Source organism: Pseudomonas rhizophila, assembly GCF_003033885.1.
Classification (GTDB): Bacteria; Pseudomonadota; Gammaproteobacteria; order Pseudomonadales; family Pseudomonadaceae; genus Aquipseudomonas; species Aquipseudomonas rhizophila.
Genome location: NZ_CP024081.1, coordinates 4773027 through 4788037, shown reverse-complemented (window position 1 = coordinate 4788037; position 15011 = coordinate 4773027). Strand labels below are relative to the sequence as shown.

The following is a 15011-nucleotide window of genomic DNA, read 5'->3' as shown; positions in this document are numbered from 1 at the left end:
CCTGCTTCATCCACCAGCTAGTGCTCATCCAGCAATACGTCTGGTTATCGCGGCTTACCTTGAAACACTGTTGCGAGAATCGGTCATGGCCGACAAGGCCACGGAGGTCGCTGCTGTGCGCGTTTCTACACCTAACTTCACATACACATGCTCCAGATGTTTGTTCACGGTGCGTGGGCTCAGATCAAGAATGGTGCCGATGTCGCGGTTGGTCTTGCCGCAGGCCACCCAGCGCAGAACCTCGACTTCCCGACCGGTGAGCTGAAAGCGTGCCGACAGCACCCTCTGCGCCGGCTCGTCGTCCAGGCTCGGCGCGGCTGGCTGTGACGCCGCTCGGGCCGACAGCAGGATGCGCGAGGTGCGCAGGTGTGCGGCGACCCGGGCCAGCACTTCGTCGGTCTGGATCGGCTTGGTCACGTAGTCGCTGCCACCGACTTCAAAGCCCTGGACCACATGCCTGCTTTCCGTCAGCGCGGTCATGAACAGCACCGGAATATCGGCGTTGGCCGGTTGCTCCTTGATCCGCCGGCAGGTCTCGAAACCGTCCAGGCCCGGCATCATCGCATCCAGCAGGATCAGGTCCGGACGCCGGCGTTCGATGCGGTTCAGGGCGCTGAGCCCGTCGAGGGCCACCAGGACCATGTAGCCGGCATCGTTGAGGGCGTCGGAGAGCATGGCGAGGTTGTCCGGGGTGTCGTCCACAATCAGCACGACACCGGGTTCAGCGACTGTGGTCAATACATTCATCTTCTGCCTCCTTGAGGGCGCGGTTGATTTCGTCCAGGCGAAAGTTTTTCAGCAGCTTGCGTAGGGAACTGATGAAAGGGGCGGTGGCTGGCGTCTCGGCCTGGATGGCGTCAAGTTTTTCGTGCAGACCGCGTACGTAGCCAATGGCGCTGAGTTCGCCGAGGGCGATGAGGTCAGGCTGTGAGGGCAATACCCCCGGTACGGGGAATGTCGCAGGGGCTGGTTTTTCGCGGCGCAGCCAGTGCAGGTCGAGTTGCTGCTGGATCCGTTCGAGCAGCTCCGGGGTGTGTACCGGCTTGGCAAGGTAGTCGTTGCAGGCACTGGCCAGGCTGCGCTCGCGCTCGTCGTTAAAGGCATTGGCCGATATCACGATGATCGGTGCTGTGGACAACGCATTGCGGCGGATCAGTCGGCTGGTTTCCCAGCCATCCATCGTCGGCATCGACAGGTCCATGAGGATCAGGTCCGGCCCCCGCAGGGCGACCTGGCGAATCGCTTCCTGGCCGTTGCTGGCCTGGATCACTTCAAAGCCCAGGGGCGTAAGCATGCCGCTGAGGACCTTGCGATGGTCCACATGGTCGTCCACTACCAGCACCAGACGCCGCGGCCCCTGGTAGCCGATGATGTCGTGTTCGACATGGATTACCGCTTGCGGCACCCGTACTTGCGAGAGAAACAGGCGCACCTGGAAACAGGTGCCCTTGTCCTGCTGACTCTTGACCTGCAACTCGCCGCCCATCAGCGAGGTGAGCATGCGGGTAATGGTCAGGCCCAGGCCAACGCCCTTGTCCTGGCGCATCAGATCACCGCGCTCGAAAGGCTGGAAGATTCGCTCGATGTGCTCGGGGTCGATGCCGATACCCGTGTCGATGATGTCGAAGGTTGCCGTCTCGCGCATGTAACTGACCCGCAGGCAGACCTCGCCGCTGTCGGTGAAGTTGACCGCATTGCCCAACAAGTTAATGAGGATCTGCCGGACGCGCTTTTCGTCGCCCCGCACTACCGCCGGTATCTTGCCGATCAGCTCCAGGCGAAAGCGCAACCCTTTGTCCCGGGCTTGTGGGGTGAACATCAGCTCCAGATCGTGGATCAGTTCCGGGAAGGGGATTTCCGTCGATTCCAGGCGCAATTTGCCGGCCTCGATCTTGGCCACATCGAGCAGGCCGTCGATCAGCGACAGCAGGTGCGAGCCGCTGCGCAGGATGGTCGCCAGGGCATCCTGATGCTGCTCCGGCATGGCCGCATCGCGCTGCAGGATCTGGGTAAAACCGAGGATGCTGTTCAACGGCGTACGCAGTTCGTGAGACAGTCCGGTGACGTAGCGACTCTTGGCCGCGTTGGCCGCCTCGGAAGCCTCCTTGGCATCTTGCAGGGCCTGGTCGGTCAAGCGGTGGGCTTCGATTTCCTGCATCAACAGCAGGGTCTGGCGGTCCGATTCTTCCTGGGCCACGCGGCGGCTTTCCCGCGTCAGAACCACCCACCAGGCGAGGATGGCCGCCAGTACCGAGAGCGTCAGGAAGGCCTGGAAAAATGCCTGGTACAGCGTCGCCTGGGCTTGCGGCGAGTGGGGCAGCCCCTGGGAGGCCTGGCCATAGATCAGCGCCAGAGCGCCGCTGAGCATCAGGATCAGCGCGAGCAGCAGGCCCAGGTAATGGACTAGCCGGGTGTGCAGGCGTGGCACCGTGGCATTGGGCAACAACCAATGCAACAGCGCTTCGAATTGCGCCGACAGACGCCCGTGGGGTTTGCAGCGATCGCCGCAACGCGCGTCCAGCGAACAGCAAAGCGAGCAGATGGGCGTGCTGTAGGCCGGACAGAAAGCCATGTCGGCGGTTTCGAATGGGTTGCTGCACAGGCCGCAGGTGATCTGCGTGCTCGCAGCTACCGGTTGCAGCAGTAACGGATCGCTGGTGCGGGCGATGTAATAGCGGCTACGGGTGGCCCAGGCCAGCAGCGGGGTCATGACCAGCGAGGTGCCGAGGGCGACGAAGGGCGGAGCGGCCTGGGCCAGTGCACCAAATAGACCGAAGTGGGCGAGGACCGACAGCAGCGAGGCGATCAGCATGGAGCCGACGCCCACCGGGTTGATGTCGTAGAGGTGAGCGCGCTTGAACTCGATGTACTTCGGTGACAACCCCAAGGGTTTGTTGATCACCAGGTCGGCGACCACCGAGCCGATCCAGGCGATGGCGATGTTGGCGTAGAGACCGAGCACCTGGTCGATGACGTCGAATACCCCCAACTCCATCAGCATCAGGGCAATGGCCACATTGAACACCAGCCAAACTACGCGGCCGGGGTGACTGTGGGTGACCCGGGCGAAAAAGTTCGACCAGGCCAGGGAGCCGGCGTAGGCGTTGGTCAGGTTGATCTTCATCTGCGAGACGAAGACGAACAGCACCATGGCCGCCAGGGCCCATTCCGGCGAGGCGAACACATAACCGAAGGCCACCAGGTACATCTGGGTCGGTTCCGTAGCGCGCTCGATGGGGATCTCGTGTTGCAGGGCGAGAAACGCCAGGAAGGCGCCAGCGAACATTTTCAGGGCGCCGGGCAGGATCCAGCCGGGGCCGGCGCAGAGCAGGGCGGCCCACCAGCGCTTGCGGTTGGCCGCGGTTTTTTCCGGCAGGAAGCGCAGGTAGTCGACCTGTTCGCCGATCTGCGTCACCAGGGATAGGGCCACGGTACAGGCTGCGCAAAACGCCAGCAGATTGAAGTCGCCGCTGGCATCACGGCCCCGGAAACTGGTCCAGTCGCTGAAGGCCTCGGGGTTTTTCAGCAGCACAAACAGATAGGGCAGCACCAGCAGCACCAGCCACAGTGGCTGGGTCCAGAGTTGCAGGCGGCTGATCAGGGTCACCCCATAGGCCACCAGGGGGATCACCAGCACAGAGCAGATCACATAGGCAAAGGCCAATGGGATATGGAAGTACAGCTCCAAGGCCAGGGCCATGATCGCTGCTTCCAGGGCGAAGAACAGAAAGGTGAAGCTGGCGTAGATCAGCGAGGTGATGGTCGAGCCGATGTAGCCGAAGCCGGCACCGCGGGTCAACAGGTCCATATCGACGCCGTAGCGGGCGGCGTAGTAGCTGACGGGCAGGCCGGTGAGGAAGATGATCAGGCTCACGGCGAGGATCGCCCAGAAGGTGTTGGTGAAGCCGTAGCTCAGGGCCAATACCCCGCCAATCGCCTCCAGGGCCAGGAACGACACCGCTCCCAGGGCGGTGTTGGCAATGCGCAGCTCCGACCACTTGCGGAAGGACTTTGGTGTGTAACGCAGGGCGTAGTCTTCCATGGTTTCGTCGGCGACCCAACTGTTGTAGTCGCGACGGATCTTGGCGATGCGCTGGGTGCCAGGTGGAAGCACGGCGAAAGACTCCTGGGGTCAAGGCGCTCCGTGCCTGTCGGGTGTGCCCGTGGCGGATAGCCGAGCAATTTTCATGCCCTGCACCACGCCGTCTTGCCGCGCCAGCTGTTGCCTGCGCACGCGTCCGCGCAATGCCGTTCAGGCGGGGCCTGGGGCGATAGCCTGCGCCGCCTTGGTGCATTTTTCCCTACGTCAAATGACGTATGCGCTTACGTCAGGCTGCGTATACCCGTCACCGATCCGCGCCGCCATGCTGATGCCACCACCGTTGCCGGCCGCCTCAAGGCGAGCTGTCAGCGTCACCGCAGAGGAGTAGCAGCATGGAACCACGATTGATCCGCACTAAAGGCCTGTTGCCGCGCCGCCTGGCTCTGGGGGCGGCGGCCCTGTCGTTATTGGCTGCCAGTGTGTTCAGCCAGGGTGTATGGGCGGACGAGGCCAACAGCACCGGCCTGGCGGTGACCGCCACTGAGGTCACGGTCGGCCAGTTGCACTCGGCTACCGGCACCATGGCGATTTCCGAGACCGGCTCGATCCAGGCCGAACGCCTGGCCATCGAGCAGATCAACGCTTCAGGCGGCATCCTCGGTCGGCAGATCAAGGTGATCCAGGAAGACGGCGCCTCCGACTGGCCGACCTTCGCCGAGAAGGCCAAGAAGCTTTTGGTCAACGACAAGGTGGCAACGGTGTTCGGTTGCTGGACCTCGGCCTCGCGCAAGGCTGTGCTGCCGATTTTCGAGAAAGAAAATGGCCTGCTCTACTACCCGACTTTCTACGAGGGGCTGGAGCAGTCGAAGAACGTGATCTACACCGGCCAGGAAGCCACCCAGCAAATCCTCGCCAGCCTCGACTGGATCGCCAAGACCAAAGGCGCCAAAACCTTCTACCTGGTGGGGTCGGACTATATCTGGCCACGCACCTCGATGAAGATTGCGCGCAAACACATTGAAAACGTGCTGCACGGCACCGTGGTCGGCGAAGACTACTACCCGCTGGGCAACACCCAGTTCGGCTCGCTGATCAACAAAGTCAAGCTGAAGAAGCCCGACGTTGTGTTCGCCGCCGTGGTAGGTGGCTCCAACGTGGCCTTCTACAAACAACTCAATGCGGCGGGCGTCAATTCGGCCAAGCAGACCTTGCTCACCCTGTCGGTGACCGAGGATGAATTGCTGGGCATCGGCGGCGAAAACATGGCCGGCTTCTACGCCTCGATGAAGTACTTCCAGAGCCTGGACAACCCCAACAACAAAGCCTTCGTCGACGCTTTCAAGGCCAAGTACGGCAAGGATTCGGTGATCGGCGACGTGACCCAGGCTGCGTATCTGGGCCCATGGCTGTGGAAGGCTGCGGTGGAGAAAGCCGGCAGCTTCGATATCGACAAAGTGGTTGCAGCCTCGCCGGGCATCGAGTTGAAAACCGCGCCTGAAGGCTACGTCAAAGTGCATGAAAACCATCACCTGTGGAGCAAGACCCGCATCGGTGAAGTGCAACCCGATGGCCAGTTCAAAGTGGTGTACGAGTCCGATCTGATCGAACCGAATCCGTTTCCTAAAGGCTATCAGTAAGGTCCGGGCCTATCGCGGCAAGCCGACTCCAACACTTTGTAGGAGCTGGCTTGCCGGCGATGGAGCTCCATCGTTTCTCCACATCCTCCCTCCAAGCAGGAGTCCATCATCATGGAATGGCTATCGGAATTTGGTGCCATCGCGGCGATGCAGGGGTTCAACGGCTTGTCCGTGTTCTGCGTGCTGCTGTTGATGGCATTGGGGTTGGCGATCATTTTCGGCCAGATGGGGGTCATCAACATGGCCCACGGCGAGTTCCTCACGATCGGCGCCTACACCACCTATGTCTGCTCGAGCCTGACCAGTCATTTCGCCCCGTGGTTTCAACCCTATTATTTTTTTATTGCCATCGCCCTGTCGTTCCTGATGGCCGGGGCCATCGGCTGGCTGGTGGAGTGGGCGATGATCAGTCGGCTCTACAAGCGTCCACTGGATACATTGCTGGCGACCTGGGGGCTGTCCCTGGTGATGCAGCAGACCTTCCGTTCGGTGTTCGGTGCCCGTGAAGTCAGCGCGACGCCGCCGGAGTGGCTGATGGGCTCGTTCAACTTCACTGAGTCCATCGAGATCCCGCGCAACGGTCTGTTCATGATGGCCCTGACCCTGCTGCTCACCGGGGCCATTTTTCTCTTGCTCTACCGCTCACGCTGGGGCCTGCAAGTGCGGGCCACGGTGCAAAACCGACTGATGAGCCGAGCCGTGGGCATCAATACACGCAAGGTCGACCGAATGACCTTTGCCCTCGGTTGTGGTGTCGCGGGGGTGGCCGGCGCGGCCTTTACCACCATCGGCTCCACCGGTCCCACCGCGGGCTCGCAGTACATCGTCGACACCTTCCTGGTGGTGGTCTTCGGCGGCGCACAAAGCCTGTTCGGCACCATTGCGTCGGCGTTCGTCATTGCCCAGACCCAATCGATTTCGGAGTTTTTCCTCAGTGGTTCGATGGCCAAGGTGCTGACCCTGTCCGGGGTGATTCTGATCCTGATGTTGCGCCCTCAAGGGTTGTTCTCCATCAAAGTGCGCAAGTAGAGGCGAGCCAATGAAGCTTTTAGACAAGATGCTGGCGGGCAAGCAGAACCTGTTGGGCGTGGCCCTGTTGGCGCTGCTGATCTTCGTGGTCTTCCCGCTGACCCTGGATGCCTTTCGCCTGAACATGGTGGGCAAGTACCTGACCTATGCCTTCGTCGCTGTCGGCCTGGTGTTATGTTGGGGCTATGGCGGCATTCTCAGCCTCGGGCAAGGGGTGTTCTTCGGCGTCGGCGGCTACTGCATGGCGATGTTTCTCAAGCTCGAAGCCTCCGACCCGCAGAGCACCAAAATCCAGTCGACGCCGGGCATTCCGGATTTCATGGACTGGAACCAGATCACCGAACTGCCGTGGCTCTGGGTGCCGTTCCACAGTTTCAGCTTCACCCTGCTAGCGGTGATCCTGGTGCCGGTGGTGCTGGCCTTCATCATTGGCATGGCGCTGTTCAAGCGGCGGGTGGGGGATGTTTATTTCTCTATCGTCAGCCAGGCCATCGCGCTGATTCTCACGGTGCTGATCGTCGGCCAGCAGGGCCTGACCGGCGGGGTCAACGGCATCACCGATCTCAAGACTCTGCTCGGCTGGGACCTGCGCAGCGACAGCGCCAAGCTGCTGCTGTACTTCATCAACGCGGCCTTGTTGTTCGGCTGCATTTTCATCGGCCGTTTCGTCCTCGCGTCGAAGCTCGGGCGGCTGCTGATGGCGATGCGCGATAGAGAGGAACGGGTGCGTTTCTCTGGTTATGACGTAGCCAGTTTCAAGATTTTCGTGTTCTGCATCGCCGCCGCCTTCTCGGCCATTGGCGGCGCCATGTTCGCCTTGCAGGTGGGCTTCATGTCGCCTTCGTTCGTCGGCATCGTGCCGTCCATCGAGATGGTGATCTTTGCCGCTGTCGGCGGGCGCATGTCGCTGCTCGGCGCGGTGTATGGGGCCTTACTGGTGAACTACGGCAAGACCTATTTCTCCGAGTCGTTCCCCGAATTATGGCTGTACCTGATGGGCGGGCTGTTCATTGCCGTGGTCATGTACTTCCCCAATGGCTTGGCCGGACTCTGGGACAGCCATGGCCGCCAGACCCTTGGCCGTCTATTGCGGCGTCCCTCGCAGCAAGCTGCCGTTGCCGAACCCCTGCCAGAGGCGCCGCGCACCGCGCCGCCAGCCTCGGCTCCTGAACGTCCTTCGCTGGAGACGCAGCCATGACCGCCGTGGGTTTTCAAATGAACAAGCCGGTGCTGGTTATCGAGGGGCTGACGGTGTCATTCGACGGTTTCAAGGCCGTGGACAACCTCAACCTGTACATCGACCGCAATGAAGTGCGGGTGGTAATCGGGCCCAACGGCGCAGGCAAGACCACGGTGCTCGACCTGATCTGCGGCAAGACCCGCGCCACCAGCGGCAGCATTCAGTTCGATGGTCAGGAGCTGACCAAGATGCGCGAGTACAACATTGTCCGTGCCGGTGTCGGGCGCAAATTCCAAAACCCGTCGATCTACGAAAACCTCACGGTGTTCGAGAACCTGGAGATGTCCTACCCGGCGGGGCGCAAGGTGTTGGGCGCGTTGTTCTTCAAACGCAGTGCCGCAGTGATTGCCCGGGTTGAAGAGGTGGCGCGGGAGATTTTTCTCGGTGAGCTGTTGCAGCAACAGGCCGACCTGCTGTCCCACGGCCAGAAGCAGTGGCTGGAGATCGGCATGCTGCTGATGCAGAACCCTGACCTGTTGATGCTCGATGAACCCGTCGCCGGGATGAGCGTCAACGAACGCGTCCAGACCGCAGAACTGCTCAAGCGCATCAGCCAGGGACGCTCGGTGCTGGTGATCGAACACGACATGGAATTCGTCAAGAGCATCGCCCATAAGGTCACGGTGCTGCACCAGGGCAAGGTCCTGGCCGAGGGCAGCATGGAGTCGGTGCAGAGCAACCCGAAAGTCATCGAAGTCTATTTAGGCCATTGAGGAAGCAGGCATGTTCAACGTAGACAAGCTGTCCTGTGGTTACGGCCAGAGCCAGATCCTCCACGACCTCGACCTGGCCGTGGCCAAACGCGAAATCGTCGCCGTGATGGGACGCAACGGTATGGGCAAGACCACGCTGTTCAAGAGTTTGATGGGCATCCTTCCGCAGTGGCGGGGGCAGGTCAGCATCGATGGCCAGGAGGTCTCGAACCTGGAAACCCACGAGCGGGTGGAACTCGGCATCGCCTATGTGCCCCAGGGGAGGATGATTTTCCCCAGCATGACGGTGTTGGAAAATATTCAGACCGGCCTGCCAGCATCGGCCCGGGGCCAGGTCCCCGAAGATCTTTATGCGTTGTTTCCGGTGCTTCACGACATGCGCTCGCGCAAGGGCGGCAATCTCTCGGGCGGGCAACAGCAGCAACTGGCCATCGCCCGGGCGCTGGCGACCAATCCCAAGGTGTTGTTGCTCGATGAACCTACCGAAGGCATCCAGCCGTCGATCATCAAGGACATCGCCCGCACTTTGAAAGAGATCCGCAACCTGCGCGACCTGACCATTGTGGTCTCCGAGCAGGTGCTGTCATTCACCCTGGAAATCGCCGACCGCTTCCTGGTGATCGAGAAGGGCCGCTTCGTGATTGAAGAGACCCGGGACAAGGTCGACGAAGCCACCATCAGTCGCTACCTCTCTGTGTAGGTGCGGCCGGGCGGCGCGATGGTTTATCGGCCCCCTTTGTTGCAGCTGGCAAGCCAGCTCCTACAGGGGTACGTCATCCAACGTATTGGCCGATTCGGGCCGCCATTCGAGACTGGTTCCAACGCGGTACACCCCCAATGTTCAGGAGCTTCGCCATGACCGATACCTTGATCAAAGTCGACCTCAACCAGCCCGCCACCGAGAACGAACAGATCCATAACCGCTGGCATCCGGACATTCCCATGGCTTGCTGGGTCAAGCCAGGGGATGACTTTATTCTTGAGACTTACGATTGGACCGCCGGCGCGATCAAGAACAACGACGACGCCTCGGATGTGCGTGACGTCGACCTGTCCACCGTGCACTACCTGTCCGGTCCAGTGGGCGTGCATGGCGCCGAGCCGGGGGATCTGCTGGTGGTCGACCTGTTGGACATCGGTGCCAAGGCCGAATCCATGTGGGGCTTCAACGGTTTCTTCTCGCGGCAGAACGGCGGCGGATTCCTCACGGATCACTTTCCCAGCGCACAGAAAGCCATCTGGGATTTCAAAGGCATGTTCACCAGCTCGCGGCACATTCCCGGGGTCAACTTTGCCGGCCTGATCCACCCCGGATTGATCGGTTGCCTGCCCGACCCGGTAATGCTCGCCGACTGGAACCGCCGTGAGCAGGAGCTGATCGATACCAACCCGACCCGCGTGCCGCCCTTGGCCAACGCCCCGCTGGCCGCCACCGCGCACATGGGCAAGCTCAAAGGCCAGGCCCGGGATGATGCCGCGGCCACCGGCGCACGCACCGTGCCGCCGCGTGAACATGGTGGTAACTGCGATATCAAGGACCTGTCCCGGGGCTCGAAGATTTTCTTCCCGGTCTACGTCAACGGCGCCGGGTTGTCGGTGGGAGACCTGCACTTCAGTCAGGGCGACGGCGAGATCACTTTTTGCGGTGCAATCGAGATGGCCGGCTGGGTGCATATGAAAGTCGAGCTGATCAAGGGCGGCATGGCCAAGTACGCAATCAAGAACCCGGTGTTCAAACCCAGCCCGATTATCCCGACCTACCAGAACTACCTGATCTTTGAAGGTATCTCGGTGGATGAAGCCGGCAAGCAGCACTACCTGGACGTCAATATCGCGTACCGCCAGGCCTGCCTGAATGCGATCAACTACTTGACCAAGTTTGGTTATTCGCCCGCCCAGGGCTATGCACTGTTGGGTTCTGCGCCGGTGCAAGGGCATATCAGCGGCGTGGTCGACATCCCCAACGCCTGCGCGACGCTCTGGTTACCCACCGAAATCTTCGAGTTCGACATCAACCCCAACGCCAACGGCCCCATCAAACACCTCGACGGCAGTATCGATCTGCCGATCGCCCCGGACCTGTGAGACACGCCCGAGCCCGATCAATGTCCGGAGAGCGCCATGCCGACCTATGAGTACGAATGCCAAACCTGTGGCTGTTTCACAATGTTGCGGCCTATGGCCCAACGGCACGAGCCGTGCCAGTGCCCGTTTTGCGCGGGCCCAGGAGGGCCGTTGCTGTTGTCTGCGCCGGCGCTGACGACGTTGTCGAGCAGTCAACGCCAGGCCATGGCGACCAACGAGCGAAGTGCCCACTCACCGCAGACCCTTGGTGAGTACCAGCAGAACCGTCGTCACCCCAGTGGGTGCAGTTGTTGCGCACCGAGCAAACCGCTGGCCCCGACCAAAGCCAATCCTCAGGGGCTCAAGAGTAAAACCGGCTCCAGACCTTGGATGATCAGCCATTAACAGAGGTAAATTTCATGCGTCATGGTGATATTTCCAGCAGCCCGGATACCGTGGGTGTCGCGGTCGTCAATTACAAAATGCCGCGGCTGCATACAAAAGCCGAGGTCATTGAAAACGCCCGCAAGATTGCCGACATCATCACTGGTATGAAAAGCGGTCTCCCCGGCATGGACCTGGTGGTGTTTCCTGAATACAGCACCATGGGCATCATGTACGACCACGATGAGATGATGGCGACTGCCGCCAGCATTCCAGGCGAAGAGACTGCGATCTTTTCCGCCGCGTGCCGTGCGGCAGACACGTGGGGGGTGTTTTCCCTGACCGGTGAGCGGCATGAGGAACACCCTCACAAAGCCCCGTACAACACGTTGGTGTTGATCAATAACCAGGGCGAAATCGTCCAGAAGTATCGCAAGTGCATTCCCTGGTGCCCCATAGAAGGCTGGTATCCGGGTGATCGGACCTATGTCTGCGAGGGGCCGAAGGGCTTGCAGATCAGCTTGATCATTTGTGATGACGGTAACTACCCGGAGATCTGGCGCGACTGTGCAATGAAAGGGGCGGAGTTGATCGTCCGCTGCCAGGGCTATATGTACCCGGCCAAAGAGCAGCAGGTGATGATGTCCAAAAGCATGGCCTGGGCCAATAATTGTTATGTGGCAGTGGCCAATGCCGCCGGCTTCGATGGGGTTTACTCCTACTTTGGTCACTCGGCGATCATTGGCTTCGACGGTCGCACTCTGGGCGAATGCGGTGAAGAGGAAATGGGCATTCAGTACGCACAATTATCCGTTTCGCAAATCCGCGATGCGCGAGCGAACGACCAATCACAGAATCATTTGTTCAAGCTGCTGCATCGCGGTTACACCGGGGTCTATAACTCCGGGGACGGCGACAAGGGAGTGGCTGACTGCCCGTTCGACTTTTACCGCACCTGGGTACTGGATGCGCAGAAAGCCCAGGAAAACGTCGAAAAACTTACCCGTCGCACCGTCGGCGTGGCTCATTGCCCGGTGGGAGAGATTCCCCACGACGGTAAAGAAAAACACGCAGGCTAAACCATGCCTTTCGTGAATGATCGCATCGACCCAAACCACCCACAGCCTAGCCTGACCAACGCATCACCGGCAGCAGATTTGTTGACCTCACGCTTCGTCTTCAATCCCGCTCAGGTCATGGCGTTGTTGCGCAGTCGAATTGTCGGCCAGGAACAAGCCATGAGCGCGGTCGAGGCGTTGCTAAACGTGGTTAAGGTCGATATTGGTGAACGTGAGAGGCCGTTGACGGTGAACCTGTTCATGGGGCCGACCGGTGTCGGCAAGACCGAAATCGTCCGTCTGCTGGCACTGGCCATACACGGTCGCTCCGATGCTTTTTGTCGCATCGACATGCACACCCTGGCCCAGGAGCATTACTCGGCGGCGCTCACCGGAGCGCCACCTGGTTATGTGGGGAGTAAAGAGGGCGTCAGTCTGTTCAATAGCGAATTGATTCAAGGTACCTACAGTCGCCCAGGCATCGTGCTGTTCGATGAACTGGAAAAGGCCAGCAAGGAAGTGGTGCGCAGCTTGTTGGGCATTCTTGAGAACGGCCAACTGACCTTGGCGGGCGGTAGCCGAACGCTGGATTTTCGCAATAGCCTGATCTTCATGACCAGCAACATTGGAGCCCGGCAAGCGACCACCTACAGGGAACGTTTTTCACGCGGCTGGCGGCGCTGGCTCGGCATCGCCCCACAAGGTGAGCAGGCTATGTTGGAGCAAGCGCTGCACGCGTGGTTCGAACCGGAATTTCTAAACCGTATTGATCGCATCCTGGTTTTCCAGCGCATCGAAACCCAATGGCTGGAAGCGTTGTTGCAGATCGAACTGAACAAACTCAACCAACGTCTCGGTCAGCATCGTCGTACGCTGGTCCTGGACGTTGCGGCAAGCGACTGGCTGTGCCGAAAGCATGACCCACGCTTTGGTGCTCGGGCTCTGACAAGGCGAGTGCGGGTTGAGCTGGAGCCTGCGATCGCTGAGTGTATGCTGGCTCATCCGCAGGCAATGCAGATGACTGCGACGGTCGAATCAAACCGGCTCACGGTTGTTCCAGCGCAAAGCACTGTGTTCAACGCATCAACGCCAAAGGATTTTCCTGCAACATCACCGAACTGTGGAGGGTAGCCAGTGCTTCCTTGAGTAAGGATTGCTCCTGCGCATCCTTGGATTTCTTGCTCTCCTTGGCGGCGTACTCCAGCAATACCAAGTGACTGCGGCTGGCTGAAGCTTCCTTCGGCACCACGGTCTCTTCAATCAGTTTGCCCGTGACGTACTTCTGTGTCCGTGTGTCCTGGCTGGCGTGTTGCGTGACGGAGGCTTTGGTCAGTCGGCCATCCTTGTAGGCGAGGCTGGCCGAGCTGCTGGCCTTGTCATTCACTTGTACGTAGAGATAGTTCTGCGATTCGTAATCTTTGCCCAGCGCAGGTGCTTTCCCGCCCTTCAGGCTTTTGTGAAAGCTGGCCGATAGACTCGATTGCTGGGTTTGATCGATCTTGCGGTCACGCATGATGGAGCCTGCGACGACAGTCTTTTGCGAGAGGGTATAGGCAAAGCTATCGAGTTCAGACAGGTGCATCGGGTTGGACGCCTTGTTAGTCTGAGTGATGGACGCCTCGAAGTCTGCCAGTCCGGTCAATAGGCCTTTGTCCGCCGCATTACGGGTCAATCGGTCAGGTAGGGTAATGCCCTCTGGGTAGTGGCTGTTCATGGCGCTGAACGCATCCTTGAACATCTCCATCAGGGCCGCCTTGGCGTTGCCACGCTCCTGCACTCGGTCAAACTGGGCAAGGTAGCTGTTCAGTGCGTTGGCCTGTTGCTTGGCATCGCCCAGGATTGCGCTGTTCTTCAGGTCAACGCTCAGGTTCAGTTTGCCCTCCGGACCGCTCATTTGCGTGGTGCGGCGTTGGTTGTCGGCGCTAAAGGCGAGGGTCAGATCTTCACCGTCCACGCCCTTAAGCTTGGCGTTCAGGTCAATGGATGCCAATACGCTGGAGTCAAACTGCGTCAGCTTGCTCAGGTCGAGCTTGGGTGGCTCGGCGGTCAACCCGTCGACAGCCGCCTGAAAGGCACTGCTCAGAGCGCCAATCGCCTTGAGTTCCTCCTCGCTCAGCGGGCCACCATTCACGGTAGCCTGGACGCCAAGACCATCGTCCTGGCTTGTCAGGCTGAAGGTGACCGTCTTGCCGCTGGCGGTCTTGATGCTGAGACTGATCAGGTTGTCGGCTTTATTGTGCAGTAGCGTCTGTTCGGATTTTATCCCGGCGACGTCGTAAGCCCTGTCCGTGGTGGTATGGAGCACTGACTGGGAAATGCTCGAACCATTCTTGGCGAACTGCTCCACCAAGACCGCACCCAGGCGGTGAAAGCGGTTGGCTATCGACAGCGATCTGGGGTTGGTTCCCATGATGTTGGTGATAGCGTCCTGACCTTCCTTTTCCCAAACACGAACATTCTCCTGGCCAGGCAGTTGCCCGAGGCGGGTATAGGTCTGTGATTCAACATCGACCACCGGGCTGCCCAGGCTGACGATTGCCGACGGTCGAGCCGGGAAGACATCAGCACTGTCTATCGCTGTTGCAGGCGATGCCGCGACAGCGGAGCGAGTCTGGAGGGGAATGGCGGAAGTGATCGAGGATAGGGTAGTCATGACAGTCCGTGTCAACAGAGCAGAGTTGCACTCAATGTAGTGAATACACCACCCGATTGAAAGCGGGGTGGGTGAAATAAATGGCAAAGAGCTATTATGCATTTGCCCGTTAGCGAATTCCCGGAGCGGTTCAGCCCAATCTGCAAAGATTGGGCTTTTTTCACGCCTTGAGAAACGGCGTTCCCAGGCTT

Annotated in this window: 12 protein-coding genes; 9 read left to right on the top strand and 3 right to left on the bottom strand. The window is 60.0% G+C overall.

Features of this window, described 5'->3' with window-relative positions; genetic code table 11:
• Positions 1 to 54 precede the first annotated feature (54 nt).
• Positions 55 to 747, bottom strand: coding sequence for a response regulator (locus tag CRX69_RS22165; RefSeq protein ID WP_047229344.1), 693 nt, complete (start codon positions 745 to 747; stop codon positions 55 to 57).
• Positions 722 to 4114, bottom strand: coding sequence for an ATP-binding protein (locus tag CRX69_RS22160; protein ID WP_107322868.1), 3393 nt, complete (start codon positions 4112 to 4114; stop codon positions 722 to 724). The genes CRX69_RS22165 and CRX69_RS22160 overlap by 26 nt, the downstream gene beginning before the upstream one ends.
• A 320-nt stretch (positions 4115 to 4434) precedes the next feature.
• On the opposite strand from CRX69_RS22160, the gene urtA reads away from it, so the two are divergent.
• From urtA to CRX69_RS22115, 9 genes are all read left to right on the top strand, one after another.
• Positions 4435 to 5679 (top strand): urea ABC transporter substrate-binding protein, encoded by a 1245-nt coding sequence (gene urtA / locus CRX69_RS22155; protein WP_047229346.1) that lies wholly within the window; start codon positions 4435 to 4437, stop codon positions 5677 to 5679.
• Between the two features lie 111 nt (positions 5680 to 5790).
• A complete protein-coding gene (gene urtB / locus CRX69_RS22150; protein WP_047229347.1) occupies positions 5791 to 6708 on the top strand; it encodes an urea ABC transporter permease subunit UrtB in 918 nt (305 codons plus the stop codon).
• Between the two features lie 10 nt (positions 6709 to 6718).
• Positions 6719 to 7906 carry an urea ABC transporter permease subunit UrtC gene (urtC, locus tag CRX69_RS22145; RefSeq protein WP_047229348.1) on the top strand — a complete coding sequence of 396 codons (1188 nt, stop codon included), beginning with the start codon at positions 6719 to 6721 and terminating at the stop codon, positions 7904 to 7906.
• Positions 7903 to 8661, top strand: coding sequence for an urea ABC transporter ATP-binding protein UrtD (gene urtD, locus CRX69_RS22140; RefSeq protein ID WP_047229349.1), 759 nt, complete (start codon positions 7903 to 7905; stop codon positions 8659 to 8661). Before urtC ends, urtD begins: the two co-directional genes overlap by 4 nt.
• A gap of 10 nt (positions 8662 to 8671) precedes the next feature.
• A complete protein-coding gene (urtE, locus tag CRX69_RS22135) occupies positions 8672 to 9361 on the top strand; it encodes an urea ABC transporter ATP-binding subunit UrtE (RefSeq protein ID WP_047229350.1) in 690 nt (229 codons plus the stop codon).
• A 155-nt stretch (positions 9362 to 9516) separates the two neighbouring features.
• Positions 9517 to 10746 (top strand): formamidase, encoded by a 1230-nt coding sequence (gene fmdA / locus CRX69_RS22130; protein ID WP_047229351.1) that lies wholly within the window; start codon positions 9517 to 9519, stop codon positions 10744 to 10746.
• 36 nt (positions 10747 to 10782) lie between these two features.
• Positions 10783 to 11130 (top strand): FmdB family zinc ribbon protein, encoded by a 348-nt coding sequence (locus CRX69_RS22125; RefSeq protein ID WP_047229352.1) that lies wholly within the window; start codon positions 10783 to 10785, stop codon positions 11128 to 11130.
• Positions 11131 to 11144: 14 nt separating this feature from the next.
• Positions 11145 to 12188 carry an aliphatic amidase gene (locus tag CRX69_RS22120; RefSeq protein ID WP_047229353.1) on the top strand — a complete coding sequence of 348 codons (1044 nt, stop codon included), beginning with the start codon at positions 11145 to 11147 and terminating at the stop codon, positions 12186 to 12188.
• A 3-nt stretch (positions 12189 to 12191) separates the two neighbouring features.
• On the top strand, positions 12192 to 13298 hold the full coding sequence (locus CRX69_RS22115) for an AAA family ATPase (protein ID WP_047229354.1): 1107 nt from the start codon (positions 12192 to 12194) through the stop codon (positions 13296 to 13298).
• On the opposite strand, the gene CRX69_RS22110 is transcribed toward CRX69_RS22115, so the two are convergent.
• The gene (locus CRX69_RS22110) at positions 13243 to 14820 is read right to left on the bottom strand and encodes a lactate dehydrogenase (RefSeq protein ID WP_240539571.1); all 1578 of its coding nucleotides are present in this window, start codon (positions 14818 to 14820) and stop codon (positions 13243 to 13245) included. The two genes, CRX69_RS22115 and CRX69_RS22110, sit on opposite strands and share 56 nt — an antisense overlap.
• Positions 14821 to 15011: the final 191 nt, after the last annotated feature.